Genomic DNA, 25,828 nt, shown 5'->3' on the forward strand with positions numbered 1-25,828 from the left:
AAATAAAAAAGTTTAGGAATTTTTTTAGGTTCCTATATCTTCCCTAATTTTTCTGATGGTATATCTTCCAGCAATATAATTTATTACACTGGCTATTGAACGACCTAATGCAAGACCAATCCAAATACCTAACAGTCCCATTCCCAGGAATATTCCGAAGTAATAGGTCAGGATAACTGCAAATATAATTTCCCTTAGGATTGTGAAAAAGAGGCTCAGCACTCCCTTTCCTATTCCCTGATAGAAGAAACTTGAAGCCATTCCCGCACCAGTCAAAGGTAGACAAAGGGTAGCTACTCTTAAAAACAACACTATTCCGGGAACAAGGTAAGCTGTTTCGGGTGTGTATGCAAACATGACTGATAATGGGTCTGCAAAGATTACAAGAATCAATGTAATTACAGTACCGAAGGCAATTCCGAATTTTGCTCCAAATTTATGGGCTCTTGAAATGTAATCTCCGTTTCTAGCACCAAATGCACTTCCAACAACGGCCGTTACGGCGGATCCTATTGCTGTAAGTGGCATTATTGCAAACAGGTAAAGCCTTTGACCTGATGTATAGACTGCAATACCATAATCTCCAGCTATTGTTGAAATAAATGACATGTAAAGTGCCACTGCAATGGACATCATCACCATATCAAGTGAAGCGGGAATTCCAACTACCAGAATATCCTTAACAATCGCTCCCTTGTATTTAAAGTCTTTGAAATGGATATCTGCATAGGTATCTTTTTTAATCAGAATCCAATAGAGGATAACGACTGCAGATATTGCAGAGCTTAGAATTGTTGCATAAGCCGCTCCTGCAACCTTAAAGTTAAGAACATAAATAAAAATCGGGTCAAAAAGAGCATTAAGGATAACTGAGACTAAAACAGCATACATTGCTCTTTTCATATCTCCCTCTCCTCTCAATATTCCACTAACTCCATTGCTGAATATGAATGCTATTAAACCTCCAAATAAAGGAGTACTGTATTGCAATGCCTGATTCAAAGCTTCTCCTTTTGCTCCATATAATTGTAAAACAGGTTCCTGAATAGCTAGCAGGAATATTGTTAGTCCAATTGATGCAACTAAAAATATTAATAATGAGTGCATTGCCGATTCATTTACATTTTCCTTGTCATGGGCGCCTACAAATCGGCTGATGCTGCTTGTAGCACCATTTCCAAGTCCAACACTTACACCATTCAAAATCATAAAGATGGGTGTTACAAATCCTACAGCAGCTATTGCTACTTCTCCAAGTCCAGCTATCCAAATTCCGTCTACAATGTTATAGGACGCTGTTAGAATCATGGAAATCATAATCGGAATGGCCAATTTACGAACGGCCACTTCAGGATTTCCTCTCATTATCTCAACATTTTTATTCGCCATTACTATTTCACCTATATATTAATATTATTATTTTTTAGCTTATATTATTATTTCATCATCAATTTTTTTAAAGGTTCCAATTTTCTTTTTGTTTTGTAAAATGACTATTCTGAATGTTATTTTAACCTTAAACCCTGAAGTTCATATCTCCATCATGTTTTCATTTCCTATTTAATTCAAAGATTATTTAAATTAAGAAAAACTAAAATAATTACTGATAAAAATTTTTGCTGTGATTTAATGAAAGATGTAAATATTTTAGTTGAAGCTTTGCCTTATATTAAAAAGTTTCATGACAAAAAGATTTTAATTAAATATGGTGGCCATGCAATGGTGGATGAAGATGCAATGGCTTCCACTGCTCGCGATACTGTACTTTTAAAATATGTAGGTATGGAACCTATTGTAGTTCACGGAGGAGGTCCTGAAATCTCCAGATCAATGGATAAACTTGGAAAGGAACCTAAATTCATCAAAGGTTTAAGGGTAACCGATGAAGAGACAATGGAAATTATTAAAATGGTTTTGGTTGGTAAGATAAGTACCAATATCGTTTCTCAAATTTGTTTCCATGATGGAAAGGGAATTGGAGTTTCTGGTAAGGACAGCAGATTGATTTTTGCAAGTAAAAAACCTGCACATAAAATAACTGACGAGTCCGGAAACGAAGAGGAAATTGATTTGGGCCTTGTTGGTGAAATTAACTGTGTCAACACTGATTTGCTTGAAATGTTTACAAGCAATAATTATATTCCAGTCATCTCTCCTGTAGGAATTGCAGAGGACGGAACAAGCCTTAATCTCAATGCAGATACTGCTGCCGGTGAAATAGCCGGTGCAGTAGATGCAGAAAAATTGATTATTTTAACTGATGTTCCAGGAGTTTTAAGAGATCCTAATGATCCAGATAGCTTAATTCAAAGAATTAAAATCGAGGAAGTTCCAAAATTAATAGAAGAAGGCATTATTACTGGTGGAATGATTCCAAAAATAGAAACCTGTGTTAAAGCTATTGAAGATGGCGTAAAATCATGCCATATTATAGATGGACGTAAAAAACATTCTCTTTTGCTTGAAATATTCACAAAAGACGGTATTGGTACAATGATTTACAAATAGAATTTTATTCTATTTCTTTTTTTTTAATTTAAATTTAAAATGAGTATATGGATTAAGATTAATCCATATTAACTTCTGCAAGCTCCATCAACTGAAAGAACTTCTCCAGTTACGTAACTTGCCATATCGCTAGCTAAATATAAAAATGCATTAGCTATGTCTTCTGGTTTTCCAACTCTTCCAAGAGGTATTTTGGACACTATTCCTTCAATCAACGGTTCTGGAAGGGATTTAAACATGTCTGTCTCTGTAACTCCCGGAGCTACCGCATTCACACGAATATTGTCCTTTCCAAGTTCACGTGCAAGTGATAATGTCATACCGTTCACTGCAAATTTTGATGTTGGGTAACCCACTCCTGAAGGTTGGCCTGAAATGGAAACCATTGAACTTGTATTTAAGATAACTCCTTCTCCCTGTTCTTTCATTATTGGCACTGTTGCTCTAATACATTTAAACATTGAAACAACATTTAAGTTTATTATTTTTTCAAATTCCTCTACTGTGTACTGATCAATAGGGGTTGATGATGAAATTCCTGCATTGTTTATTAGGATATCGATTTTCCCATACTTTTCAGCTATTGCAAGAATGGTTTTTTCAACTTCCTCGTAGTCATTTAAATTAGGATAATATCCTTCAACAGGATAATTAGGATTTTCTTCATTTAATTGACTTAACGCTTTGTCAACACTTTCAGCTCTTGAACCGAATATGATAACTTTGCATCCGTTGTCTAAAAACAATTTCGCTGTTGCATATCCAATTCCACGAGTTCCACCAGTAATCACTGCCACTTTATTTTTCAACATATTTATCACCTATTTTGAATATTTTTCTTTAAGTTCTCTTCTCAATAACTTCCATCCGTTTACACGTGGAAGTTCATCAACGTTAAATATTTTTCTTGGTATTTTGTATCTTGAAAGATTTTCTCTTGCAAATTCGAGCAATCCATCTTCATCAGGGTAATTTTTCCACACCACTGCAGCAACAGGTATTTCTCCTTTGTGATAGTCATTCATGCTGAAAACAGCTATTTCATCAACTTTAGGATATTTTATCAGTTCCTCTTCCACTTCCGTTGGATAAATTTTCCAACCACTCATTACAATCATGTCTTTTTTACGGTCTGTTATGAACAAACGGTTATCTTCATCAAGATATCCAACATCCCCAGTCAAAAACCATCCATCTTCAAGAAAAACTTCCTTCGTTGCTTTTTCATTTCCCCAATAGCCTTTAGCTACTGCAGGGCCTCTAAGTGCAATTTCTCCAGTTTCATATTTGTCAAGTTCCTTTGTACAGTCAAGTTCATCTACAATTTTAACCTCTGAAAAACAAACAGGATGGCCTACGCTTTCATATTTGTCCACTGTCAAATAATCTTCAGGTCTAATTACTGTCCCTGTTCCAATCACAATTGTCTCTGATAATCCATATGCATTAAGTATGGGGACGTGGTATGTCTGATTGAACTTTTTCCATATTTTTTTGTGAAGGGGCCCTCCTCCACTTATTATTTCTCTAACAGTTTTCAAGTCGGTTCTTGAATCAATATTTGTCAATGAATGAATCACCGGAGGCATGGCGGTTAATACTGTGACTTTTTCCTCCCCGCATAATTTTAAATATTCTTCAAAATCATACTCTGCCATCATGATGTATAATGCCCCACTTCTAAGGGCAGATATTGCCCACGAAAGTCCAACGTGGGCCATAGGATATATTCCAAGGAAAACGTCATCTTGTTTAATGCCCATAACATCACATTCATTGTGAATTGCTGAAAAATAGTTTCCATGTGTTAGCATTGATCCTTTTGGTTTGCCTGTTGTTCCTGAAGTGTACTGAAGTTGACATAAGTCATCCCAGCTTGTATGTGCTGGAGGTAAAATTTCAGATTCCTCATACTTGTCCAAATTGTCTATTACAAAGGATTCAATATCCAAAACGTCCTTTCCGGCTTCATCGGTTATGATTAGCTTAGCTTCACAATCGCTAATCATGAATTCAAGTTCTTTTCCAGTATAAATTCTATTGGTTGGAATGGCTATTGCACCAATTCTCCATAATGCAAATAATGAAAAGAGATATTCTGGTGAATTCTTCAGGTATATTAAAACCCTATCTCCTTTTTCTATTCCTCTCTCTTTTAAGTCACGACCGATTCCGGATATTGTTTTTAATATTTCAATGGAATTATATTTTTTATCCTTTTCCGGATAGTATAGGACATCCTTGTCTAATCTGTTGGAATTTGCATCAAGAAATGTTGTTATGTTAAGCATTTACATCTCTCCTACAATTGCTTTTGCCATTTCCATTGTAGATGCATTTCCTCCCAAATCTGGTGTTTTCACTTCTCCCTTTGCCAATGTTTTTGCAACGGCATCCTTAACGTTGTTTGAAATCTCAAATTCTTTTAGATAATCTAACATCATGGCTACTGACAAAATCATTGAACATGGATTGGCTATGTTCCTACCTGCAATGTCTGGCGCGGATCCATGAACCGGTTCGAAAAGTCCATGTTTGTCACCAATATTTCCTGACGGTGCAAGGCCGAGTCCTCCAACAAGTCCAGCACCCTCGTCTGAGAGAATATCTCCAAACAAATTACTTGCAACGATTACCTGGTATTCCTGAGGTTGGCTTACCATGTACATTGCAGCGGCATCCACATAAAAGTCATTTTTTTCAATTTCAGGATATTTTTCTCCGATTTTATAGAAACTTTCTTTAAATACTCCGTCAGTTTTTTTCAAAACATTGCTTTTGTGAACACAGGTTACCTTGTTTTTTTCAAGGTCAATGCACTGTTTAAAAGCTATTTCGGAGATTCTTTCACTTGCCTTTTTTGTTATTATCCTTTCAGCTATTACTGAATCCTCCCTTTCATATTCCTTTTGAGAATAAAGTCCCTCTGTATTTTCACGAACTATTAGGATGTCCACATCATCATATAGTGATTTTACTCCTTTATAGGATTTTATCGGTCTTAAGTTAGCATATGTGTCAAGCTCTTTTCTCAGATTTATGATTGGACTTGGTTGTCCTGGTGTGCTTGTATTGGCTCCAAACAATACTGCATCGCTTTTTTTAGCTATTTTAATAGTTTCTTCAGGTAATGTTGTCCCGTTTTTTTGATAACAGTCATATCCTGCTTCCCCATATCTAAATTTAAATTCTAAATTTATATTATCCAATAAATATTCTGCAGCTTCCATCACTTCTCTGCCAATCCCGTCTCCTGCGATTATTGATATGTTATACATGTTTTCACAATTCTCTATTTTTTATAAATATAATTATTCTTTATTTGATTTAAACATTTTAGTAATTGATAAATATTAATTTAAACAACTTATTATTATGTTGTGTCCTAAATGTAAAAAAGATGTTTCTGAAAATGATGCTTTTTGCGGTAGTTGTGGAGAAAAACTGAAATTTGAAGAGGAAAAACCTGCAGCTAGTGAACTTGAAATCAAATGTAAAAAATGCGGTGCTTTAATTGATGAGGGATCTGCTTTCTGCAATCAGTGTGGGGCTAAAGTGAATTCCGATGGTAAAATTGAGGAAGTTAAAAAGACAGTTAAAATGGTTTCCGTAACTTCTGTTTTTGTCAGTGGGATTATTTCAATCATAGCTTCTGTGGGTGCTTTCTTGTTCGGCATTTATGCATTCAATTTTTACAATGAAAAGTTAGTTTATGCAAGGGAGGCTATTTCAGCTTATTCTAGTCAGGGAGGATTGTATTCTCTTGCAAGCCAATATTCTCAGGCTTTCGTTGATACTATTCAGAATGTTGTGAATATTTTCCTATATTCCAGCATTGCAATTCTGATTTCAATAATTTCGGCCATTGTCGCATTGTATCTAATTAATAAAAGAGACAAGAGGAGTTTTTTCCTATTTCTAATTGGAGGAATTCTTGATTTGATTTCAGGAATTTATGTTTATGGTATTTCAGAAAATATTCGCAGAGCTTTTGCATCATTCAATATAAATGTTCCTGCTACTGATTTTTCAGTTTTGGGTGTTTTGGCGATTTTTGCCGGAATTTTATTGTTGATTACTGCACTGGTTACTTATCGCAAATGTAAAAAATTTAATTAAATGTATTTTGTTCGTATATAATGGGAATATATTTATAGTAAATGTTTTATAATTATTATAATAGTTGTAAATTTGTAGGAGGATTTTACATGGATAGAAGTATAGATGATTTAATTGAAAATTTAAACAGTGATGATGAATTTATCATAGAAGAAGCAATGGGTTTACTTGAAATGAAAGCTGATGAAGCTATCGATCCTTTAATTTCAGCTTTGTCAAGTAGGAAAAAGAATATTAGACTTAATGCAGCTAAACTTTTAGGTGTATTGGGCGATCCTAAAGCTATCAATCCTTTAATCTTGACTTTAAGAGACAGCAACAAATTGGTAAGAAGGGAAGCTTCTACTTCTTTAAGCCGTTTAGGTTCAGATGCTGTTGAACCTTTAATTGACATCTTGTCTGATGAAGACTGGAGAGTTAGAGGGGCAGCTGCTTGGGCTTTAGGAAATCTTAATGATGAAAGGGCAATAGAACCTTTAGAAGCATTGACTGAAGATGAAAGTGCATTCGTATCTTCAGGTGCTAAAAACGCTATTAACAATATTAAAAAAGGAGAATAATTATTCTTCTTTTATTAAACTTTTTTTTATTTATTTCGCTTATTTTTAAACATTGTATAAATTTTTCATAAATTTTAGCTTTTTTTTCATCATATGCATTTAGTCGGAAGATATCTTCCAGTAATTTTATATATAATAAGAAAACATATATTAGATTATAAGATTATAATTAATTTGGTTTTAAATAAAACTTTTAGAATTGTCTTATTCTTAATGGCTTGATATTATTAAAACATTTTGTGGTATATATGGTGAAAATAGGAATATTAAACTTACAAGGTGCCGTTAGCGAACATTATGACATCACAAAGAAAGCTATTGAAAATATGGGGATTGATGCAGATGTGGAATCTGTCAGATATGCTGATGAGGTAGCTGAATGTGATGGGATAATTATTTCTGGTGGTGAAAGTACTGTAATAGGTAAAATCATCGAAAGAAGAGGTATTGATGAGGTTATTAAAGAAAATAACATGCCTGTTTTTGGAACCTGTGCAGGAATGATTTTATTAGGTAAAAAAACCGATTTCGATCAACCATTGCTTGGAATAATGGATATTACTGTTGGAAGAAACTCTTACGGAAGACAAAAAGATTCATTTGAAAGTCCCATTTCTATTTTTGGTGAAGAATTTCCAGGAGTTTTTATAAGAGCACCTATACTTGAAGAATATGATAAAACTAAAGATGACATAACCGTATTATCAGAATTTGACTCCGAAATAATAGCTATTCAACAAGGACATAATATAGCTATGTCATTTCACCCTGAATTAACTGATGATACAAGAATCCATGAATACTTTATAAAGGAGGTTTTAAAATGTGTGGAATAGCTGGTATTGTTTATAAAGATAAGGAATTGCATAATATTGGAAATGACATGACAAACATGCTTCATGAACTTCAACACAGAGGTCCTGACTCTGCTGGTTATGCAATATATGGTGGAACTGGGCTTGATGAAAATGAATACATTTTAAAAATTCAAGTAAAAGAAGAACCTAGATTACTCGAAACAGTTAAAGATGCTGTTAACATGATTACTCCAATTCAATCAGATGAAGTTTTACCTTCTGTTGGAGATTCATTCATATATAAATGTAAAATAGAATTGGACAAATTTTCAGAGCTTAAACCATTAATCAGTCAAGTAGACACTATTGATGATGTGATTGTACTTAATGGAAGTCAGGCTTTTGAAATGATTAAAGACGTTGGTAGTGTTTTAGATATTGCAGACAGATATGACGTTCGCAATGTGAAAGGAACACATGCAATAGGCCATACCAGATTTTCAACAGAAAGTGGTGTAGACAGATATCATGCTCACCCATTCCAGACTTACATCATACGTGATATTTCTGTAGTGCACAATGGTCAAATCACTAACTATTGGAAAGTTAGAGATCCTTTAGAAAGAAAAGGGCATGTATTTGAAACATTCAACGATACAGAATGTCTTGTTCATTATATTGCTGATAAATTGGATTCTGGCTATTCATTGGAAGAAGCTTTAGAACAATCAGTTGAAGATATGGATGGGCCATTTTCATACATTATTGGAACTCCACAAGGTATTGGAATCGCTAAAGACAAATTAGGATTACGTCCTGGAGTAATGGCTGAAACTGACGATGTATTTGCAATAGCTTCTGAAGAAGTTTCTCTTGGACAAGTTGTAGATACTCATAATATTGAACAAATTTCCCCTGGGGAAGTAATGGTATACGAAATTTAAGGTGATGACATGAGTGGGGATGTAGTAGAGTTAGACGCATCAAAATTAACACCTCGTGAGATTAACTCAAGAGTTAAAGAGCTTGCAGGTGGAGACTCAAAAATTTTAATTAAAAATCCTAATGCTATGCACTATTTGGTTGCTGGAGTGGTGGATGATGCAGATATTGAAATTGACGGATCTGTAGGTTATTTTGCAGGAACCATGTGTGACGGCAGTAAAATTAAAATTAACGGTAATGCAGGTTGGTTTGTTGGAGACAATTTAACCGATGGGGAAATTATTGTTGAAGGAACTGCTGGAGATGGAGCAGGTCAGGGAATTTATGGCGGAACTGTTGTTGTACGCAAATCTGTAGGTTCAAGAACTGGAGAAATCATGAAAAACGGTACTCTTATCATTGGTGGAAATTCAGGATTCATGACTGGAATCTTCATGATGGGTGGCCGTATGATTATTCTTGGAGATGTTGGAGAGGATTTGGCAGAGTCCATTATTCGTGGAGAGATTTATGTTAAAGGAAAAATCAGCAGTTTAGGTTATAATGCAAAAATCGTCAAGCCAACTCAAGACGATAAGGAAAAACTTAAAAAAGACTTGGCTAAATATGGCTTTAATTTAACATATAAAGAATTAGATGATTTTAAAAAAGTAGTGCCTGAAAGTAAAAGGCCATTCTATGGTCATTAGATTTTGTGAGGGTTGTTTATGTCATATAGGGTAGAAAGAAATCCGGATTTATGTAAAAAAAATTTTGATAGGCCAGGATGTTGCTGGTATTTATGTGATGATAGGGATGAAAAAATATGTGGAAAATGTTTTTCCTGTTTTAATAACTGTCCTCATGGAGTTTATGAAATTATTCAAGGTGAACCATACCCATTAAATCAGGAAAAATGTGTGGGTTGTAGAATTTGTCTTGAAATGTGTCCAAACAGAGCTATTGAAGTAAATGCAATCCCACAGGATGCAAGACAATCATGGGCATTTCCTGATGTTGTTGAGATTATTAGAAAATCACAAACCGCTTCCTACAAAATCAGAAGTACTGGTGCTCTCAGAAAACTTCCAGACTTTGATGATTTAGTCGTAGTCCCTGCACAGGTATCCAGACCACCTCTTGATAAGTATAGGGAACCTTGTGGTACTGATGTTGTTTTGGGAGATAGGTATGCGGAAAACCCATTAAAACTTGACACTCCAGTTATGATTGGTGCAATGTCATTTGGTGCATTAAGTAAAGAGGCTAAAATGGCATTGGCTATGGGATCTTCCCTTGCAGGAACAGTTACCAACACTGGTGAAGGAGGAATGCTTCCTGAAGAACGTGATTTGGCAGATAAGCTTATTGCACAATATGCTTCAGGAAGATTTGGTGTGTCTGCAGATTATTTAAAACAAGGGGATGCAGTGGAAATCAAAATAGGACAAGGTGCAAAATCAGGTATGGGTGGTCACTTGCTTGGTGAGAAGGTTACTGCGGAAGTTGCTCAAATTAGAAGAATACCTGAAGGTTCAGATGCACTTTCACCGGCAAGACACATGGATATTGTAGGTCCTGAAGATTTAAGTATGAAAATTTCCCAATTGAGGGAAATCACTGACTGGAAAGTACCGATTATTGTTAAATTTGCTGCAGGTAAGGTAGCTAGTGATGTAAAAATCGCTGCTAAAGGTGGAGCAGACATTATCGTTGTTGATGGTATGCAAGGAGGAACCGGTGCAGGTCCTGATGTAATTATGGAACATGCTGGTATTCCAACACTTGCCGCAATTGTAGAAGCAGACCGTGCATTAAAAGAAGTTAACCTTAGAGACGACGTTAGTCTAGTGGCTGCTGGAGGTATCAGATCCGGTGCTGACTTGGCTAAAGCATTAGCTCTTGGTGCAGATGCGGCTTATATTGCAACAGCTGCATTGATTTCAATTGGATGTAGGGTTTGTCAAATGTGTTATACTGGTGCTTGTAGAAAAGGAATTGCAACCCAAGATTTATCATTAAGACATAGGCTTGATTATAAGGAAATGGGTAAAAATGTAGCTAACTATATTAACGCAATGACTGATGAGGCATGTATGCTTGTTCAACAAGCTGGTAACACTCATATTTCCAAACTTGAAAAAGAGAATTTAAGAGCCTTGACCCCGGATGCTGCAGCTTTAACTGGACTTCCTATGGCTGGTGGCTTAAATTAATTTTCTTAAATTTTTTTATTTTTTTTAAACTCCCGGTGTTTGTTTAGCTAAACAGAAGTTACAAACGGCATTGGGATTGTCTTTTTGGGCGTCTTTTACAGGACAGTAGAATTCACCATCTTTTTTATAAACTTTTAGATTTCCCGGAAATTCACTACCTTCTGGATGTATTGGCTCTTCGTTTATAAATGTTGAGAAAATTGAGGCTAATGTATATATTAGTGGGAATTTTGAATTTTTTTTCCTGTCTTCTTTTTCCTTATAGAACTGATGTTCTAAATTTTCTAAGCTTTCACTAAAAAGTTCTTTATTTACATTCCCTTCTATATCATCATTAGTATTTAATATCTCTTTTATTCTTAAGATGAAGTATTTTACATAGGTCTCTAAGAATTTCTCACGATATCCTGCCTGAACATATTTTCCATCTTCCCGCAATAAATTTGTAGCTACCATAAGATCTTGGGGTGATATGGTTCTTCCATACTTCTTCAAAATAGCCAACAATTCTTTTTTGGTGATAACGTCCTTTTCATCTAATCTGTTCAAATCCTGGAAAATATCTTCATCTTTCATAGACTATATTATAAAGCCTATTTTATATATAAATTTATTCAAAAATTTTAAAAATAATAAATATTAAAATTATTATTTGATTTTCATGATTACAATTACAAAAAAAGAGGAAGTAGTTTTAAATCAAATAAAAATTTATCATCTTGAGTATCCTGATGGAATTCCATTGTCTGTTTTAAAAGATGAAACAGGTTTTTTCGAGTATAATCTTGTTCAAATTCTAAAAACATTAGATAGTAAGGAATTAATAAAATTCGATGGAAATGTTGCTAAACTGCTGGACATTGAAAAAGAAGTCAATGCCGTTAATTCCAAGGAAGATGTTGAAAAGGTTGAATTAAATATTAAAGAACAGGAATCATATAATCTCATAAAAGAGCTTGTTGATGATAACAACATTGTCTCCAAATATATTTTGGAGGGTAATTTGTTATATGGGGATTTGAAACTCAGCAATTTCAAAATGTTTCATATACTATTGTCTTTGCAGAATAAGGGTCTTCTAAAGTCAATAAAAAAGGAAGATGGAGAATATTATTTGCTAGTTTCTTAAAAACTCCAGAATTCTCTTTATAACAGCTTCTCTATTGCTTTTTATCAGAACATCGTGTTTCACATAGTCATATAATGCGATGTCACTTTTATTTATTCTTTCACACATCAGCAATGAGTTTTCACAGGGAACCAGGTCGTCTTCCCTTGCAGCTATTATTAGGGTTTTGCAGTTTATTCTTTTAATTTTATCAAGCTCGTTGTATTGGGCGGAGCCATATAGTACTTTTCTCAAATCCTCAGTATTTTCAGTTGAGGCTTTCAATTCTTTAACCTTATTCAACTTATCGATATTTTCCTCAATAATTTCTTTCGGCATGACATATGGGATAATAACATCAAAGAAAGTTTCATAGGATTTTTTCAAGGCCTTGTTCAATTCTTTAAACTTGGCTATGATGTGATCATTATGTGAAGCGAATGTTGAGATTAAGACTAATGACTTTACAAGCTTAGGATTGTTTAATGCGATGTCCATTGCAACGCTTCCCCCAAGTGAAAATCCGATAACGTGGCATTTTTCAATGTATAGCTTTTTTAAAAGTTCGGCAATATCTCTTGCAAGCAGATGGTTATCAACATTTTTTTCTCCAATCGGTGTTTTTCCATGTCCTCTTAAATCTATTCTAATGACTGTAAAATATTTTTTAAGTACTTTAGTGGTATGATCCCAGTAATGGAGGTCATCTGAAAAACCATGTATTAAAACAACTGGAAATCCATGGCCGTCAATCTCAAAATTCATTTTGTTGTCGTTAACTTCTATGAATGTCATTATATCGTCCCTATTTTTTCTTTATTGAGTATTAACAATTTGGTAATTTATCATAAGTTTTATATATGTATTAAAATTTAATATATAATTATTAATATTTAAAAGGTTTTTTTTATGATGAGAATAAGTATGTCATTACCTAAAAAGTTATTAGCCGATTTTGATGAGGTTTTAAAAGAAAGAGGTTATCAGTCTCGTTCTAAAGGGATAAGGGATGCTCTTCAAGATTATATTGTAAGATATCAATGGATGAATGAAATGGAAGGGGAAAGAATTGGTGTCATTACAATAATTTATGACCATCATTACACTGGAGTAATGGAGGAATTGGCAGAAATCCAACACAGTTTCAGAGATGAAATAATTACAAGTATGCATATTCACATGACAGATAAGTATTGTATGGAAATTATCATCGTCAGTGGAGATATACAAAATATCAGGGAATTAACTGAAAGGATGATGAGGCTCAAGGGCGTAGAACATGTAAAGCTTACCAGTACTGCAAATGGTGAGGATTTCAAGGAACCCGACTCTCATGGTCATGGCCACATGCATTATCATTGAACATGAAATTCAAAACTACTCCTTATCATTACAATCTATTGAAGGATGAGGAAAGACTGTCAGTTTTTTATGAAGCCATTAAAGAATTCGCAGCATCTAATGATTGTTCTAATCTAGTGGAATTTGATGTTGGATGCGGTAGCGGAATTCTTTCTTATTTTAGCAAAGATTATTTCAGGAAAATATTGGCCATAGAAATCGATCCCAAGGTAGCTGATTACACTAGAGAGAATCTTAAAGATTTTAAAAACATCACAGTTATCAATGAGGATGCAACTACTTTTGATTTTCCTGAGAAGGCAGATTTAATAGTTTGTGAGATGTTGGATACGGCTTTAATCGATGAAGAACAGGTTCCGGCCTTGAAAAATGCCAAAAAATACCTCAATGAGAATGGAAAAATAATTCCACAGTCAATCGTTAACGTCGCCGAATTGGTGGAAATGCCCAGGGAAAACATACATTATGATGATGTAGGTTCCAATACTCAATATGAGATACTGTCAAATCCTGTCACTTATGATAAAATAAATTTTTTGGATGATTTTAAAGAAAGCTTTAACGACGTATTAAGATTTAAAATTAATAAAGATGGATTTAAGGTTAATGGAATTAAAATAACCACATTCACATTACTTTCAGATAATATAATCTGCGGACCGACTCCCATGTTAAATCCGCCATTACTAATTCCAATAGAACCAAAAAATGTTAAATGCAATGATTTAATAAATTTAAGAATAAAGTATGATATGGGAGAAGGAATTCAAACAATTAATGTTAATTATGAATAGGTGTTTAAAATTTCAATCAAAGATAAGTTAAAAGAGGAAATATCAGATTATTCTAAGTTGCTATTTTTAGGTGTTGGAAATGTTTTGAAATCTGATGATGGGGTAGGTCCATACATAATCGATAAGTTAGAGGACATATCATCAGACAACATAATTTTACTAGATGCCCAAACCGTTCCGGAAAATTTTACAGGTAAGATTAGAAAAGAACAGCCATCTCATTTGATAATAATAGATGCATGCCTGATGGATTCGGAACCTGGAGATGTAAAAATAGTTGATAGGGAAGATTTTAACAATATCGGAATTTCAACCCATTCGATGTCCTTGTCATATTTTGTTAAATATCTGGAACAGGAAAATGATTTTAAAGTAATATTTATAGGCATCGAGCCGAATATAATGGAGTTTGCAAATGCATTAACACCAAATGTCAAAGAGGGCGCAGACAACCTAATAGAAATTATAAGGGAGATAATATGAAGCTTTTATTTATTGGATCAAGATTATATGATGATGTAGATTATTATGTTCGTGAAAAAAATATCAAATCAATTTTAACAGAATCTAATGAGAATGCAATAAATCTGGACTTGCCGGATGAGGTAATAATAGTTCCTAGAGGGATGGAAGAACCTAAAAGAGTAGCTATTGAAAAAGAGGTTGATGCGGTAGTTCCATTAATTGGAATCGATCCTCCATTAATGGATGTGGCCATTATGAAAGAGGAATTGGAAGGGGAATATGGAATTCCAGTAATAGCTAGTGACGTGGAAGCAGTCAGATTAACCTCGAACAAAATAAATACAAAGGATTTCTTCCAAAGGGAAGAGATTAACACTCCAGATTACCAGGTTATTGAAAGCCCAGAACAGTTGGAACTGGATTTTCCAGTGGTTTTAAAGCAGGGTGAAGGACAAGGGGGAAAGGACATTAGGATAGCTAAATCCCAGGATGACGTCGAGGAATACTTTGAAAATTTCAACCAGGCATTGTGCGAAAAATTTGTCGAGGGATCTGAAATATCTATTGAAGTCCTTGCTTACAACGGCGAAATAGTTCCTTTGGAACCGATCTATAAGGGAGAAACAACTCTTGAAGGGACACATCCTTTAAATAAGATCAAGACCGGGCCTTTGGATATTGAAGGTTTGGACAAAAAAATAATTCAGGAAACTGCTTATAAAGTGGCTAAGGGTCTTAATTCTGATGGAATCTTTGAAATGGATTTCATGTATTCAAAGGATGGGGAAGTCTTTGTCATTGAAGTGAATACCAGACCAAATGGAACAAGATATCTCACTACAGGAACCTGCAACATTAATTCCTTGCATGAATTGATAAACATGGCTATTGGTCAGTTCAGCCGTGAAAACATTGAAGAAAAGATGGATATCTATTATGCAACAGAAATTCCAATTGGAAATTATAATGGTGAAAAGCCTCATGTTCCATTAAAATCATTCGAACATGATGATTTCATTGTTCATGGTCCTGAAGGATATCAAAGAATTACAATTAGGGCAAAATCAAAAGAAAAGCTCGATGAATTAGTTAAAAAATTAACTGTGTAATTTTTGACTAATATTTTATATACTACAATTTATATAATTAGTATTGAATAATTTTAAAAATTATGTGTGGTAAAATGAATTGGGATATTTTTGTTTTATTTTTATTGACCTTTTTTGCTTCTGCATTTTTCACATGGTATGTTAGAAGAATATTTTTAAGGGCAAAAATAGGTGATAGTCCGATAGTTAGTGAACATAAACATAAAATTGGTACACCAACAATGGGTGGAATCGCTTTTTTATTTACTATATTGTTAATTACGGCTATTTATTACAAAAATAATTTGATTCTCATAACTTCAATAATGATGCTTGCAGGTGGAATATTCGGTTTTGTAGATGATTTAATTGGTCTTCAAATCAAAGAAGTTCAGAAGCTTGTTGTAAACACTTCCAAAAAAGCTATTACACTTGGCAGATTAGAAGTAGAGCCTGGTGAGGAAGTTAGGGTAGCTACACCAAAAGCAAAAAAAGAAGTTGATAGTTTACTTAAAGAAGGTAAAGTTAAAGTAATCGGTGAAGTTCCAATTAAGTTAGAGCCTGAAGAGTTTCCTAAAATACTATGCCAACTGTTCATTGGTGTTCTATTGGGATTAACTGGTTATGTGACAAATTTAGGTGGGTTCTCTTTAGGTTGGTTAATGTTTCCAGTAGTTGTAATAGCTATTTTGGGAGCTATCAATACTGTAAATCTTATTGACGGAATGGATGGTTTAGCTGCAGGAATTGTTGCCATAGCATCATTTTCATGTTGTATCTATGGTTGGATTATTGGAAGGCCTGAAATACTTCCTCCGTTCGTAATTCTAACTGGTATTTGTTTAGGATTTTTAGTATTCAACAAGTATCCGGCCACCATATTTATGGGAGATACTGGTTCTTTTATTTTAGGTGTTGGATTTGCAACTGCAGTTCTCATATGCGATATTCCTTACTTTGGGGTTTTGTCTTTAGGAGTTCCAATTCTTTCAGTTGTCGTAAGTCTTCTTCATAGAGCACATATTATTAATTTGCCTGTAGAACCGCTTCATCATACTTTAAATCATAAGGGAATGTCTGAGGTAAAAATCGTTTGTATCTACTGGTTAGGTACTGTTGTTTTATGCGCTGCAGGAATCCTTGGAAAAATTTTATTATTCTAATTTTTCTTTTTTTCAGGTGATTTTATGAATATTCAGGAATTAGCTAATTCTATTAATGGTCAAATCAAAGGTGCTGATGAATTTTTCACTGATTTTACAGGAAGATTTCTATTTTTAAACAATGCTGATAATGGAGACATTGTTATAAGGCACTGGATTAACGATAAGGGAGTTGAAATGGCGGCATCTAAAAATATTTCATGCTTAATTACTCAAAATCCAAAAGATGGGGCTCTTGAAAAGGCAGAGGAGATCAATTTCCCTTTGATAGTTGTGGATAAAATTGAATTGGCTAGCGCTTATGCTTTAAAGCATGCAATTTCTAATTTCAGTCCTGATTCTAAAAATGTTATTATTACTGGAACTAACGGTAAGTCCACTACTTCCCATCTAATTTATCATATCATAGACAATGCAGGATTCAGAGTGCTTACAAATACAGATTCCGAATCAGAATTCAACACATTGATTGATCCGATGGTTGCTAATATGGTAGCTAGTGAGGTAATTGAAAAAGGGCCTTTGGATTATCTTGTTATTGAAGTTTCAGAAGTTCAAGGCTGGCTGGGCAATCTAATGAAAAACCATGCCTACTTGATGGCTGATGCGGTATCTGCCAATGTTGGGGTCATTACAAATATTGCTATGGATCATATTGGTCTTGTAAACTCCATTGATGAAGTCTTCAATGAAATTCAGGCAGTTCCAAATGCGATTAAAGATTCTCTTATTTTGAATCATGACGATGAGCTTGTGATGAGGATTGATTCATCTAAAAACAATTTCTATTGTTCAATGAATAAACTGGATGATTCTAAAAATAACATTTACTATGATGATGGAGTGGTCTATGATGGGGAGGTTATTTTAAGGCCTGAGGAACTGCCTTTTAACAGTTATCATTTTATTCAAAATATTTTATCTGCCGTTGGTGCATGCATAGCTTTGGGGATTGATATTGAAGATATTAGGGAAGGTGTGAAATCTTACAAATCTCTTAATAGAAGATTCTCCAGGATTAGTGAGGATCCGTTAATATTCGATGACTTTGCTCACAATCCTGATGGCATTAAAGCTACAATTAAGGAATCTTTAAAATTGGTTCCTGAGGGTAAAACTTTACATGTGGCATGCGCTATTAGGGGTTCAAGAGGAGTAGATATCAATAAGCTCAATGCTGAGGCTTTAGTTGAAAGTTTCAACGATAACATTGAATTGTACTTATCATCAAGTATTGATGTTGTTGATAATTTAAATGTTGTTATCGATGAGGAACGGGAAATTTTCTTTGAAGTTTTAAACAGGAACAATATTGGTTTTAAACATTTCGACAATTTGGTCGATACTTTGGAAACTGTTTGCAGGGAAGCTTCTGAAGGGGATGTAATCCTATTGATAGGTGCTCAGGGAATGGATCCTGCAGAAGGTTTTTTAAAGGATATAATTTAATGTTTCATGTTTTTTGCATTATGGATCGTGAATATTTGGTATTTTTAATATGGCTAAATCCTGCCTATGTGATTATTTAATCATATTTATTCTTTTATTTTTGATTCTATATCAGATTCTTTTTTTAAAGTGGGAAATTATTATATATAATGTTGCAGTAATATAATAAATGTATTTTATTTTTTATTTCAATGGTCAATAGACTTAATGTTAAAAAATAATAAACGAGGAAAAAAATGTTACTAAAGATTAGAAGGGACACGTTAATTATTTTATTATTGGCGTTTATCTTAATTCTTTGTGGACGTTTGATTACTTATGTTGCATATGCATCATCACCTGAAGTTACAGATGGTGTGCAAATATCAGGAATCATTGTTAAAGGAAATGATCTTGTTCCTGTTGATACCATAAGAGCAAATGTTATGCAATCTGGTTTAAGAAGTGGTAGTGTCATCTATGGGGATATTTTAAAAACATCCAAAAGAGAAGTTGCCCTGCAGGATGCTATTCAAACGGCACAGAATTTGGCAACGCTGTCGACAGTGCCTGGTACATCTGTTGCTCCAATTACTGCTGCTGATGTTCAGGTAGATAAAAACACAGGTATTGTAACTGTAACGGTTATTGAAGACTTTTCTTCAGTTAAGCTAGAAAACAGTACGAAATGAGGGCGATAATTTGAAAAAATGGGAACTATTATCAGTATTTTTTATAGTACTTTTATTATGTATGAGTAGTGTGTCTGCTACATGTAATATAATTGTCATTACTGATCCGACAGGTGAAGATCCTAATGGTGCAGCTGCTGGAAGTATGTCTTTCGCGCAAAACATGTTCCAGTCAACATTCTTAATGTCAAAGGATAATCATTTTGTTGTACTCTCTGGGGGTACTGGTAGTTCTGATTCAAGGTTAGATTCTATCGTTGAAGCAGTTGCTGCTCTTAAAAACAATGCATCTTCTGCATCTGCGGCTTCACTTGCAAGTGGATATACTGGAGCTCGTCTTGTAGTTGGAGGTCCAACTATCGGTGCTTCCGTTTCAGGTTCTTTTAGGGCATATGTTATTACAGTGGAAGACAATTCAACCATTACTGTAACACCATATTCAAGCGGAACAGCAACATTGGAACCAGGTCAAAAAGGAGCTATTATTCACTTAAGGAACACTGCAGGAAATCCAATGTACGGTACTGCAGATTCTGTACGTAAGGAAACAGCAATGAACATTGGTAAAATGATTAGGGACGGTTATCCGGCCACTACGATTCTTGCAGAAGCTATGGGTGAAGTAGCTAAAGACTCCGGTGAAAAATACGGGGGTGGGGGTGTAAACCTTATTTCCGGATTGTCCACTGGTGACATGTTCACACCACAGCAAATGAATGAAACGGGTTATCCTATGGATGAACCATATTCCAAAACATGTGAAAATTGTGGATGGGGATTAGGTTTTCCTTCAGCGGAAAATTATGACAAATGTCCAATGTGTAATCATGACCTCAAAACAGTTTATGCATATGAGGCTTTGGGAAACACCTTAACAGTATCTGAAAATTCAGTAAGTGTATCTGTTTATGGTAGTGATGAACCTGGTTTAGCTTCCACAACTCAGGATGTTGTCAAATCTTCTGTAGTAAACAATGGTTATGATGCAAATGCTATTGCTAAATCAATAAACAAAGCTATTGATAATGGTCTTATAGTAGGTGTTGATCATGTTGAACCTAAAGATATCAACGTTAAAAAGGATTCAAAAGCAGTTGGTGTTTATTTCACTGCTTTAGCTGGAGACAGATCATCACCGGAATGGGATTTACCAATAGATTCAACTGTATTAAATATTTTGGGAAGTATCCAAACTGTAATTGGAATAATATTGATTCTTCTTGTAGTATTCAGAAGCAGGCTTCTTAAATCTTTCCAAAAATAATTTTTTTTATTTTTTTTTAAAGGAGATATATAAATGGCATTAGTTTTAATAAGAGGTGAAAACAATTCTAAGTTACTTAATTCAATTGCAGATTTAGAAAGGCACGGTAACTTAAATTTAGTAAGTAAACCAAAAATCATCGATGCAAAATTTGCAGATAGGCTTGTTGAAAACATATTAAAATCAAAATTAAGGTCAAAATCTAATGTAGCAACTTCTTTTTTCATTAAGGAGGATACTACTTTAAGCATTATACAAATTAAAAAAATCCATCCTCCAGCTCATGTTGTCATTATTAGTGATGAGTATGACGGGTATGAAGAATTGAAAAAGAAATTGGAAACCGCACCTAATTTTGAAGGTTACTACTCCCATAAATCCAAAAGCACTGGGATGAAGGATTATAAACTTAAAAACAAAAAAATAATAAAAAATAATAAATTAAATAGCTATTCTACAAAATAGCTACTTTCTTTTAATTTTAACTATACTGCCTAATTTTACGCCGGAACCGGATGTTCCAACATACTGTTTTAAATCATCGGTGTTGTATGTTTCAAGCAATTCAATATCCAATGTTTTTTCTAACTTTTTAATGAGCTTTGTATCTGGAACCATTTTTCCAGATTCGATTCTATTGATTACAGAAACCTTTTCATTAAGCTTTTGACCTAACTGTTCACGAGTCCAATTTTTAGCTTCCCTTTTTCTTCTAACAATGTCGTTGTAGTTTTCTATTAGTTCTTCTTGTGGCTCGTCATTTCTTCTGTTTTGTCTTTTATTGGTGTTTTTATTCTTATTGTTCTGCTTTCTGAATTTTGGTTTTGGTGGCTCTTTTTGAATTCTTCCAAATTTAGCACACTCGTCACAGACAGCCATTATGGAACCATCGATTTTCACTCTTTTAGGATGGTCGGAAATGGCTTTTCCACAAATTTCACATTCCATCTTAATCATTTCCCACATTTTATTAGTAATTATTATTTTATTTATATTATTAAATATTTACCATTAATTTTATAAACTATTAAATTTAATTAATTGTTGGATGTAATATCATAAACTTTAAATATAATATTCTTAAATATTATAAAGTAACATATGGTTATTAAAGTATGAAGATGTTGAATTTTATTATCTAAATAAAATTAATTTATTTGGAGATGATATTTTGAATAATGATGTTATTTTGGAAGATTCTTCTAAAGAAGATTTGATCAATAAAATTGAAGAAATGGAAGAAGAAATAAAATCAATTAAAGAAGATAATTCCAAAACCAAAAGTAACTTAATGTGGAAAGTTAGGAAGTTGGAAAAAGACAAGGTCCTAATTGAAAATGAAAAAATAAGATTGGAAAGGGAAGCTAAATCATTAAGATCAGAAATTGAAAGGTTTAGATCACCTCCATTAGTATTGGCTACTATCACAGAAGTTTTAGATGACCACAGAATGACTGTTAAAAGTAGCACAGGACCAAGCTTCTTAGTAAACTATTCTAAATTCTTAGATGAAAAATTATTAGTTCCAGGTTCCAGGGTAGCTTTAAATCAACAAACATTCGGTATTGTTGAAATATTGCCATCAGAAAAAGATGCAAACGTTTCAGGAATGGAAATTGAAACCAAGCCAGACATAACCTATGATAAGATTGGTGGTCTTGAAGAACAAATAGTGGAAGTAAAGGAAACTGTGGAATTGCCTTTAAAAGAACCAGAATTATTTGAAAAAGTTGGAATTGACCCACCAAAAGGAGTATTGTTATACGGACCTCCAGGAACCGGTAAAACTTTACTAGCAAAAGCTGCAGCTAATGAAACTAATGCAACTTTCATTAAAATCGTAGCTTCAGAATTTGTTAAAAAATACATAGGTGAAGGTGCAAGACTCGTACGTGAAGTATTTGAGCTTGCAAAAGAAAAGGCACCTGCAATCATATTCATAGACGAGCTCGATGCAGTAGCGGCTCAAAGACTTAAAAGTTCAACTAGCGGTGACAGGGAAGTTCAAAGAACTTTAATGCAATTGTTAGCAGAATTGGATGGATTCGAATCAAGAGGAGACATCAGTATCATTGGAGCAACCAACAGGCCTGATATTTTGGACCCTGCTCTTCTAAGACCCGGTCGTTTCGACAGATTTATAGAAGTGCCACTTCCAAATGAAGATGGAAGAAGGGAAATTCTCAAAATCCATACCAAAGGAATGTCTTTAGCTGAAGAAGCTGAAATTGATTTGCTCACTGATCTTACAGAAGGTCTTTCAGGAGCAGATTTAAAGGCAGTATGTACAGAAGCCGGAATGTTCGCTATTCGTGACAAACGTCATGAAGTGACCGTAGCCGACTTTATGGATGCTGTTGATAAGATTACAACTGCTCAAAACAAAGACCAATATCAAAAAGAAGCAGGAGTAATGTTCGGATAGATTTATTTAAAAAAGCCAATGATGAACCCTATGAGCTCTGATATGTGATGAATGATGGGCGAGCTGAGGCTTTTTTTCTTTAACTTTTTCTTAAAACAATTGAAACCGACTTGTAAAATTTACTTATTTTAATTCTAAAACTTTATTTAAAATGATAAACTTATAGAATATTATGTTTTCAGGTAAAAGGAATAAGAAAATAGCTAATGAAAAAATTATTTATGAAGCTAAACCCAATATGATAATTGGTTGTAAGAAAGCTATTTGGGGAGTAATTATCTTAATTTTTCTTATTTGGGTTTCCAATCCAATTAAATTATTTTTAGCAAACATGCAAATTTATGCAATATCATATATCAAATTCGGCATAACTGGCTATGCAATGTTGGCTATTGTTCTTTTAATATTGATTGATTTAATGTATATCATTTGGCAGCTCCTTTCATGGTATTCTATATCTTATACAATCACAAACCATAGGATAATTTCAAAAAAAGGTTTTCTAAACACTAAAAAAACATACATGCCTTTCAAATCAATTCAAGATATAGATTTATCTCAAAACATCCTGGAAAAGATTTTTAATGTTGGAACTGTAACCGCGTATAGTGCATATGACAATAATAACATGAGGTTGGCAAACATTTCAAATCCAAGTAAAGTTGAAGATATTTTATTTGATAAAATAAATGAAAGCATTCCTGAAGATTATGATAGGGGATATATCGAAGAAGACTATCATTATAGAAACAAACCCCAGAACAGAGGATATAGAAAAGCTCCTAGAAGAAGTTTCAATTCTTATTCGGAGTCCTATGAAGAAGATTACTTCCCAGAATCCGAAAGATATGGTGGCTATTCAAATCAGCCTTCTCAAGACGAATATTTTGATGAAAGCTATGAAAACAACTATGATGAATATTATTATGACGAAAAGCCTCTAAAAAGAAATAAGCGCAGCTATAATCAGTATGACTATGAAGAATATCCAGAATATGATTATAGGAATAAAGGTTATCAAAAATATGATTATGAGTTTTACGAGGACAATCTAGAAGACAACCTGAATTATGCGATTAATGATATGGACAGAGGATACAAGTCAAAAAATGATTATCGCGATTCTGAACCATACTATAATGATGAAGACTATGATTCAATGGAAGAATTTTATCAAAACAATAAAGAGGAAATAAAACCATATATGGAAGAGAAAACTCGCAGAACCCAAGAAACTTCAGAGAATATAGTTCAAAGACATTTCGATAAATTTAACAGGTGAATTATAATGGAATTACTTTTCATCCAATCTCAAGAACATCCAGAACTTCCGTTAGCAGAGTTAAAGGCAGTAATGGAATGTGAGGAAATCCAAGGAAATCTAAACATAATAACCGAAGGCCTAGTTACTGTTGATGAAATTTCAAAAGATAATATAGATGATTATTATAAAATATTTACAAGAAGATTAGGATATACTCATGAAGTACATGAGGTAATCTGCAATTTTCCAAAAGATCAATTAAAAGAGACAATACTTTCAATTAATTGGCAGGATTATATTTCAGATAATTTTGCTGTAAGAGTGAAACGATTTAATTCAGATTTGGACACTACAGCCACTGAAAGGGAAGCGGGTTCACTGATACTGTCATCCCTACCTGAAGATTCCAATATTAAAGTAAAATTAAATAAACCGGATTCCTTAATAAAAATCGTAGCATTTGAAGATCAGATATATCTTGCTATTGAAAAGATAAAGCTCAACAAAAAACATTTTGAAGATATTAAACCACATAAACGCCCATTTTTCTATCCGGGTTCTATGAGTCCTAAATTAGCAAGGTGTATGGTTAATTTATCAAGAGTAAAAGAAAATGAGCTTGTGCTTGATCCCTTTTGTGGAACTGGAGGGATTCTAATAGAGGCGGGGTTGATAGGATGTAGAGTGGCAGGTTCTGACATCAATTGGAAAATGAAAAACGGTACAGCTATTAATCTGGAACACTGTGGAATTAAAAACTACAGAACATTTCATATTGATGTTCGTGAACTTAAGATGTATGAAGAAGCATCAGGTGTTGTAACTGACCCTCCTTATGGAATATCAACTTCCACTGGAGATATGAAAGGAAATGCAATTTTTAAGGAATTTTTCACATCAATTTATAATAATATGAAGGATGATGCTTATTTGTGTATGGCAAGCCCTCACTATGTTGATTTAAAACCTATTGCTAATGAAACAGGCTTTAAAATAATTGAACAATATTATATCAAAATGCATAGAAGTTTAACAAGAGTAATTACTGTACTAAAAAAAGACTTGGATATTTAAATGCGGTAGAAAAGTATTTATACTAATGATTTTATTTTTCTACTTTCCATATTCATTTCTCTTATTTTTGTTAATATTAAAAATTATTTTTTCACATGCAATTTCATTTTTCCAATTTTTTCTTTCTCAAAAATTTTATTTTTCTATTGATTAATATTATATCATTTTTAATCTTATTGTCATTTTATTTTTATTTTCAATTATTAATAAATTTAGATTATTTTTTTGAACATTAAAGATTTTTTGCAATGGTTTTAATTTAAATTTGTTAACATTATATCTCTCTCTATTAGATGTGCTATGTGTTTTTTGGCGATGACCTAAGTACAACTGTATTTTACAATTTGCAATGATGGTTGCTTTTTCCGCATGTAGCTATAATTTATTATGTTTATATGGATATTATCTTAAATGCTGATATATCTTTTATAATGCATGTTTTTAATGAGTACCTAATTTTTTTAGGTATGATGTTGGTTTTGTAGATGTGGTGAAATTTGATTGCAATCTTTATGTATTTCGAATTTTGTGTATTACCTGTCTATATTTTTTTAGCGTACTTCAATATTTTAAGTAT

Annotated in this window: 27 protein-coding genes; 20 read left to right on the forward strand and 7 right to left on the reverse strand. The window is 33.5% G+C overall.

Annotated elements, in window-relative coordinates; all coding sequences use genetic code 11:
* Positions 1-24: 24 nt before the first annotated feature.
* Complete coding sequence (locus tag Q4P18_RS02325; RefSeq protein ID WP_303335092.1) at positions 25-1,389, reverse strand: MATE family efflux transporter; 1,365 nt, start codon at positions 1,387-1,389, stop codon at positions 25-27.
* A gap of 240 nt (positions 1,390-1,629) precedes the next feature.
* Between Q4P18_RS02325 and argB the strand changes: the two genes are divergently transcribed.
* Positions 1,630-2,508 carry an acetylglutamate kinase gene (argB, locus tag Q4P18_RS02330; RefSeq protein ID WP_303335094.1) on the forward strand — a complete coding sequence of 293 codons (879 nt, stop codon included), beginning with the start codon at positions 1,630-1,632 and terminating at the stop codon, positions 2,506-2,508.
* 68 nt (positions 2,509-2,576) lie between these two features.
* On the opposite strand, the gene Q4P18_RS02335 is transcribed toward argB, so the two are convergent.
* The 3 genes from Q4P18_RS02335 to aksF are packed head-to-tail and all read right to left on the reverse strand — an operon-like array spanning position 2,577 to position 5,786.
* Complete coding sequence (locus Q4P18_RS02335) at positions 2,577-3,320, reverse strand: SDR family NAD(P)-dependent oxidoreductase (RefSeq protein WP_303335096.1); 744 nt, start codon at positions 3,318-3,320, stop codon at positions 2,577-2,579.
* Between the two features lie 9 nt (positions 3,321-3,329).
* Positions 3,330-4,799, reverse strand: coding sequence for a class I adenylate-forming enzyme family protein (locus tag Q4P18_RS02340; protein ID WP_303335098.1), 1,470 nt, complete (start codon positions 4,797-4,799; stop codon positions 3,330-3,332).
* Positions 4,800-5,786: a homoisocitrate dehydrogenase gene (gene aksF, locus Q4P18_RS02345; RefSeq protein ID WP_303335100.1), complete on the reverse strand. Its 987-nt coding sequence runs from the start codon at positions 5,784-5,786 to the stop codon at positions 4,800-4,802.
* A 97-nt stretch (positions 5,787-5,883) separates the two neighbouring features.
* Here aksF and Q4P18_RS02350 point away from each other — a divergent pair, with 97 nt between their 5' ends.
* From Q4P18_RS02350 to Q4P18_RS02375, 6 genes are all read left to right on the forward strand, one after another.
* Positions 5,884-6,627 (forward strand): zinc ribbon domain-containing protein, encoded by a 744-nt coding sequence (locus tag Q4P18_RS02350; RefSeq protein WP_303335102.1) that lies wholly within the window; start codon positions 5,884-5,886, stop codon positions 6,625-6,627.
* An 89-nt stretch (positions 6,628-6,716) separates the two neighbouring features.
* Positions 6,717-7,187, forward strand: a complete 471-nt coding sequence (locus Q4P18_RS02355; protein WP_303335104.1) for a HEAT repeat domain-containing protein — start codon at positions 6,717-6,719, stop codon at positions 7,185-7,187.
* A 248-nt stretch (positions 7,188-7,435) separates the two neighbouring features.
* Positions 7,436-8,023 (forward strand): pyridoxal 5'-phosphate synthase glutaminase subunit PdxT, encoded by a 588-nt coding sequence (gene pdxT / locus Q4P18_RS02360; RefSeq protein ID WP_303335106.1) that lies wholly within the window; start codon positions 7,436-7,438, stop codon positions 8,021-8,023.
* Complete coding sequence (locus tag Q4P18_RS02365) at positions 8,011-8,928, forward strand: glutamine amidotransferase (RefSeq protein WP_303335108.1); 918 nt, start codon at positions 8,011-8,013, stop codon at positions 8,926-8,928. Before pdxT ends, Q4P18_RS02365 begins: the two co-directional genes overlap by 13 nt.
* Positions 8,929-8,937: 9 nt before the next feature.
* A complete protein-coding gene (locus Q4P18_RS02370; RefSeq protein ID WP_303335110.1) occupies positions 8,938-9,618 on the forward strand; it encodes a GXGXG domain-containing protein in 681 nt (226 codons plus the stop codon).
* An 18-nt stretch (positions 9,619-9,636) separates the two neighbouring features.
* Entirely contained in the window at positions 9,637-11,124 is a 1,488-nt protein-coding gene (locus Q4P18_RS02375; RefSeq protein WP_303335112.1) for a glutamate synthase-related protein, read from the forward strand.
* Between the two features lie 24 nt (positions 11,125-11,148).
* Here Q4P18_RS02375 and Q4P18_RS02380 read toward each other — a convergent pair whose 3' ends face one another.
* Complete coding sequence (locus Q4P18_RS02380) at positions 11,149-11,700, reverse strand: DUF2115 domain-containing protein (RefSeq protein ID WP_303335114.1); 552 nt, start codon at positions 11,698-11,700, stop codon at positions 11,149-11,151.
* A gap of 85 nt (positions 11,701-11,785) precedes the next feature.
* Here Q4P18_RS02380 and Q4P18_RS02385 point away from each other — a divergent pair, with 85 nt between their 5' ends.
* A complete protein-coding gene (locus Q4P18_RS02385) occupies positions 11,786-12,253 on the forward strand; it encodes a hypothetical protein (RefSeq protein ID WP_303335116.1) in 468 nt (155 codons plus the stop codon).
* Here Q4P18_RS02385 and Q4P18_RS02390 read toward each other — a convergent pair.
* Entirely contained in the window at positions 12,242-13,027 is a 786-nt protein-coding gene (locus tag Q4P18_RS02390) for an alpha/beta fold hydrolase (RefSeq protein ID WP_303335118.1), read from the reverse strand. The genes Q4P18_RS02385 and Q4P18_RS02390 overlap by 12 nt on opposite strands.
* A 114-nt stretch (positions 13,028-13,141) precedes the next feature.
* Between Q4P18_RS02390 and nikR the strand changes: the two genes are divergently transcribed.
* The 9 genes from nikR (at position 13,142) to Q4P18_RS02435 (ending at position 20,953) form a co-directional block, all read left to right on the forward strand.
* Positions 13,142-13,594: a nickel-responsive transcriptional regulator NikR gene (gene nikR, locus Q4P18_RS02395; RefSeq protein ID WP_303335120.1), complete on the forward strand. Its 453-nt coding sequence runs from the start codon at positions 13,142-13,144 to the stop codon at positions 13,592-13,594.
* Between the two features lie 2 nt (positions 13,595-13,596).
* Entirely contained in the window at positions 13,597-14,388 is a 792-nt protein-coding gene (locus Q4P18_RS02400; protein WP_303335122.1) for a methyltransferase domain-containing protein, read from the forward strand.
* Entirely contained in the window at positions 14,389-14,871 is a 483-nt protein-coding gene (gene hycI / locus Q4P18_RS02405; protein WP_303335124.1) for a hydrogenase maturation peptidase HycI, read from the forward strand. It begins immediately after the preceding gene.
* Complete coding sequence (locus Q4P18_RS02410; protein ID WP_303335126.1) at positions 14,868-15,962, forward strand: acetyl-CoA carboxylase biotin carboxylase subunit family protein; 1,095 nt, start codon at positions 14,868-14,870, stop codon at positions 15,960-15,962. Before hycI ends, Q4P18_RS02410 begins: the two co-directional genes overlap by 4 nt.
* Before the next feature lie 62 nt (positions 15,963-16,024).
* Positions 16,025-17,104 carry a glycosyltransferase family 4 protein gene (locus Q4P18_RS02415; protein WP_303335128.1) on the forward strand — a complete coding sequence of 360 codons (1,080 nt, stop codon included), beginning with the start codon at positions 16,025-16,027 and terminating at the stop codon, positions 17,102-17,104.
* A 24-nt stretch (positions 17,105-17,128) separates the two neighbouring features.
* Positions 17,129-18,553: a Mur ligase family protein gene (locus Q4P18_RS02420; RefSeq protein ID WP_303335130.1), complete on the forward strand. Its 1,425-nt coding sequence runs from the start codon at positions 17,129-17,131 to the stop codon at positions 18,551-18,553.
* Between the two features lie 236 nt (positions 18,554-18,789).
* Positions 18,790-19,224 (forward strand): hypothetical protein, encoded by a 435-nt coding sequence (locus tag Q4P18_RS02425; RefSeq protein ID WP_303335132.1) that lies wholly within the window; start codon positions 18,790-18,792, stop codon positions 19,222-19,224.
* Between the two features lie 61 nt (positions 19,225-19,285).
* On the forward strand, positions 19,286-20,488 hold the full coding sequence (locus tag Q4P18_RS02430) for a hypothetical protein (protein WP_303335134.1): 1,203 nt from the start codon (positions 19,286-19,288) through the stop codon (positions 20,486-20,488).
* Between the two features lie 33 nt (positions 20,489-20,521).
* On the forward strand, positions 20,522-20,953 hold the full coding sequence (locus tag Q4P18_RS02435) for a DUF356 domain-containing protein (protein WP_303335136.1): 432 nt from the start codon (positions 20,522-20,524) through the stop codon (positions 20,951-20,953).
* Here the strand turns inward: Q4P18_RS02435 and Q4P18_RS02440 are convergent, their stop codons facing one another.
* A complete protein-coding gene (locus Q4P18_RS02440) occupies positions 20,954-21,436 on the reverse strand; it encodes a multiprotein bridging factor aMBF1 (RefSeq protein WP_303335138.1) in 483 nt (160 codons plus the stop codon).
* 286 nt (positions 21,437-21,722) lie between these two features.
* Here Q4P18_RS02440 and Q4P18_RS02445 point away from each other — a divergent pair, with 286 nt between their 5' ends.
* The 3 genes from Q4P18_RS02445 (at position 21,723) to Q4P18_RS02455 (ending at position 25,251) form a co-directional block, all read left to right on the forward strand.
* Positions 21,723-22,913, forward strand: coding sequence for a proteasome-activating nucleotidase (locus Q4P18_RS02445; RefSeq protein WP_303335162.1), 1,191 nt, complete (start codon positions 21,723-21,725; stop codon positions 22,911-22,913).
* Positions 22,914-23,085: 172 nt separating this feature from the next.
* Positions 23,086-24,195, forward strand: a complete 1,110-nt coding sequence (locus tag Q4P18_RS02450; RefSeq protein ID WP_303335140.1) for a PH domain-containing protein — start codon at positions 23,086-23,088, stop codon at positions 24,193-24,195.
* A gap of 6 nt (positions 24,196-24,201) precedes the next feature.
* Positions 24,202-25,251 (forward strand): TIGR01177 family methyltransferase, encoded by a 1,050-nt coding sequence (locus Q4P18_RS02455; protein WP_303335142.1) that lies wholly within the window; start codon positions 24,202-24,204, stop codon positions 25,249-25,251.
* The last annotated feature ends 577 nt before the right edge of the window (positions 25,252-25,828 follow it).

It is taken from the genome of Methanobrevibacter sp., assembly GCF_030539665.1.
GTDB lineage: Archaea > Methanobacteriota > Methanobacteria > Methanobacteriales > Methanobacteriaceae > Methanocatella.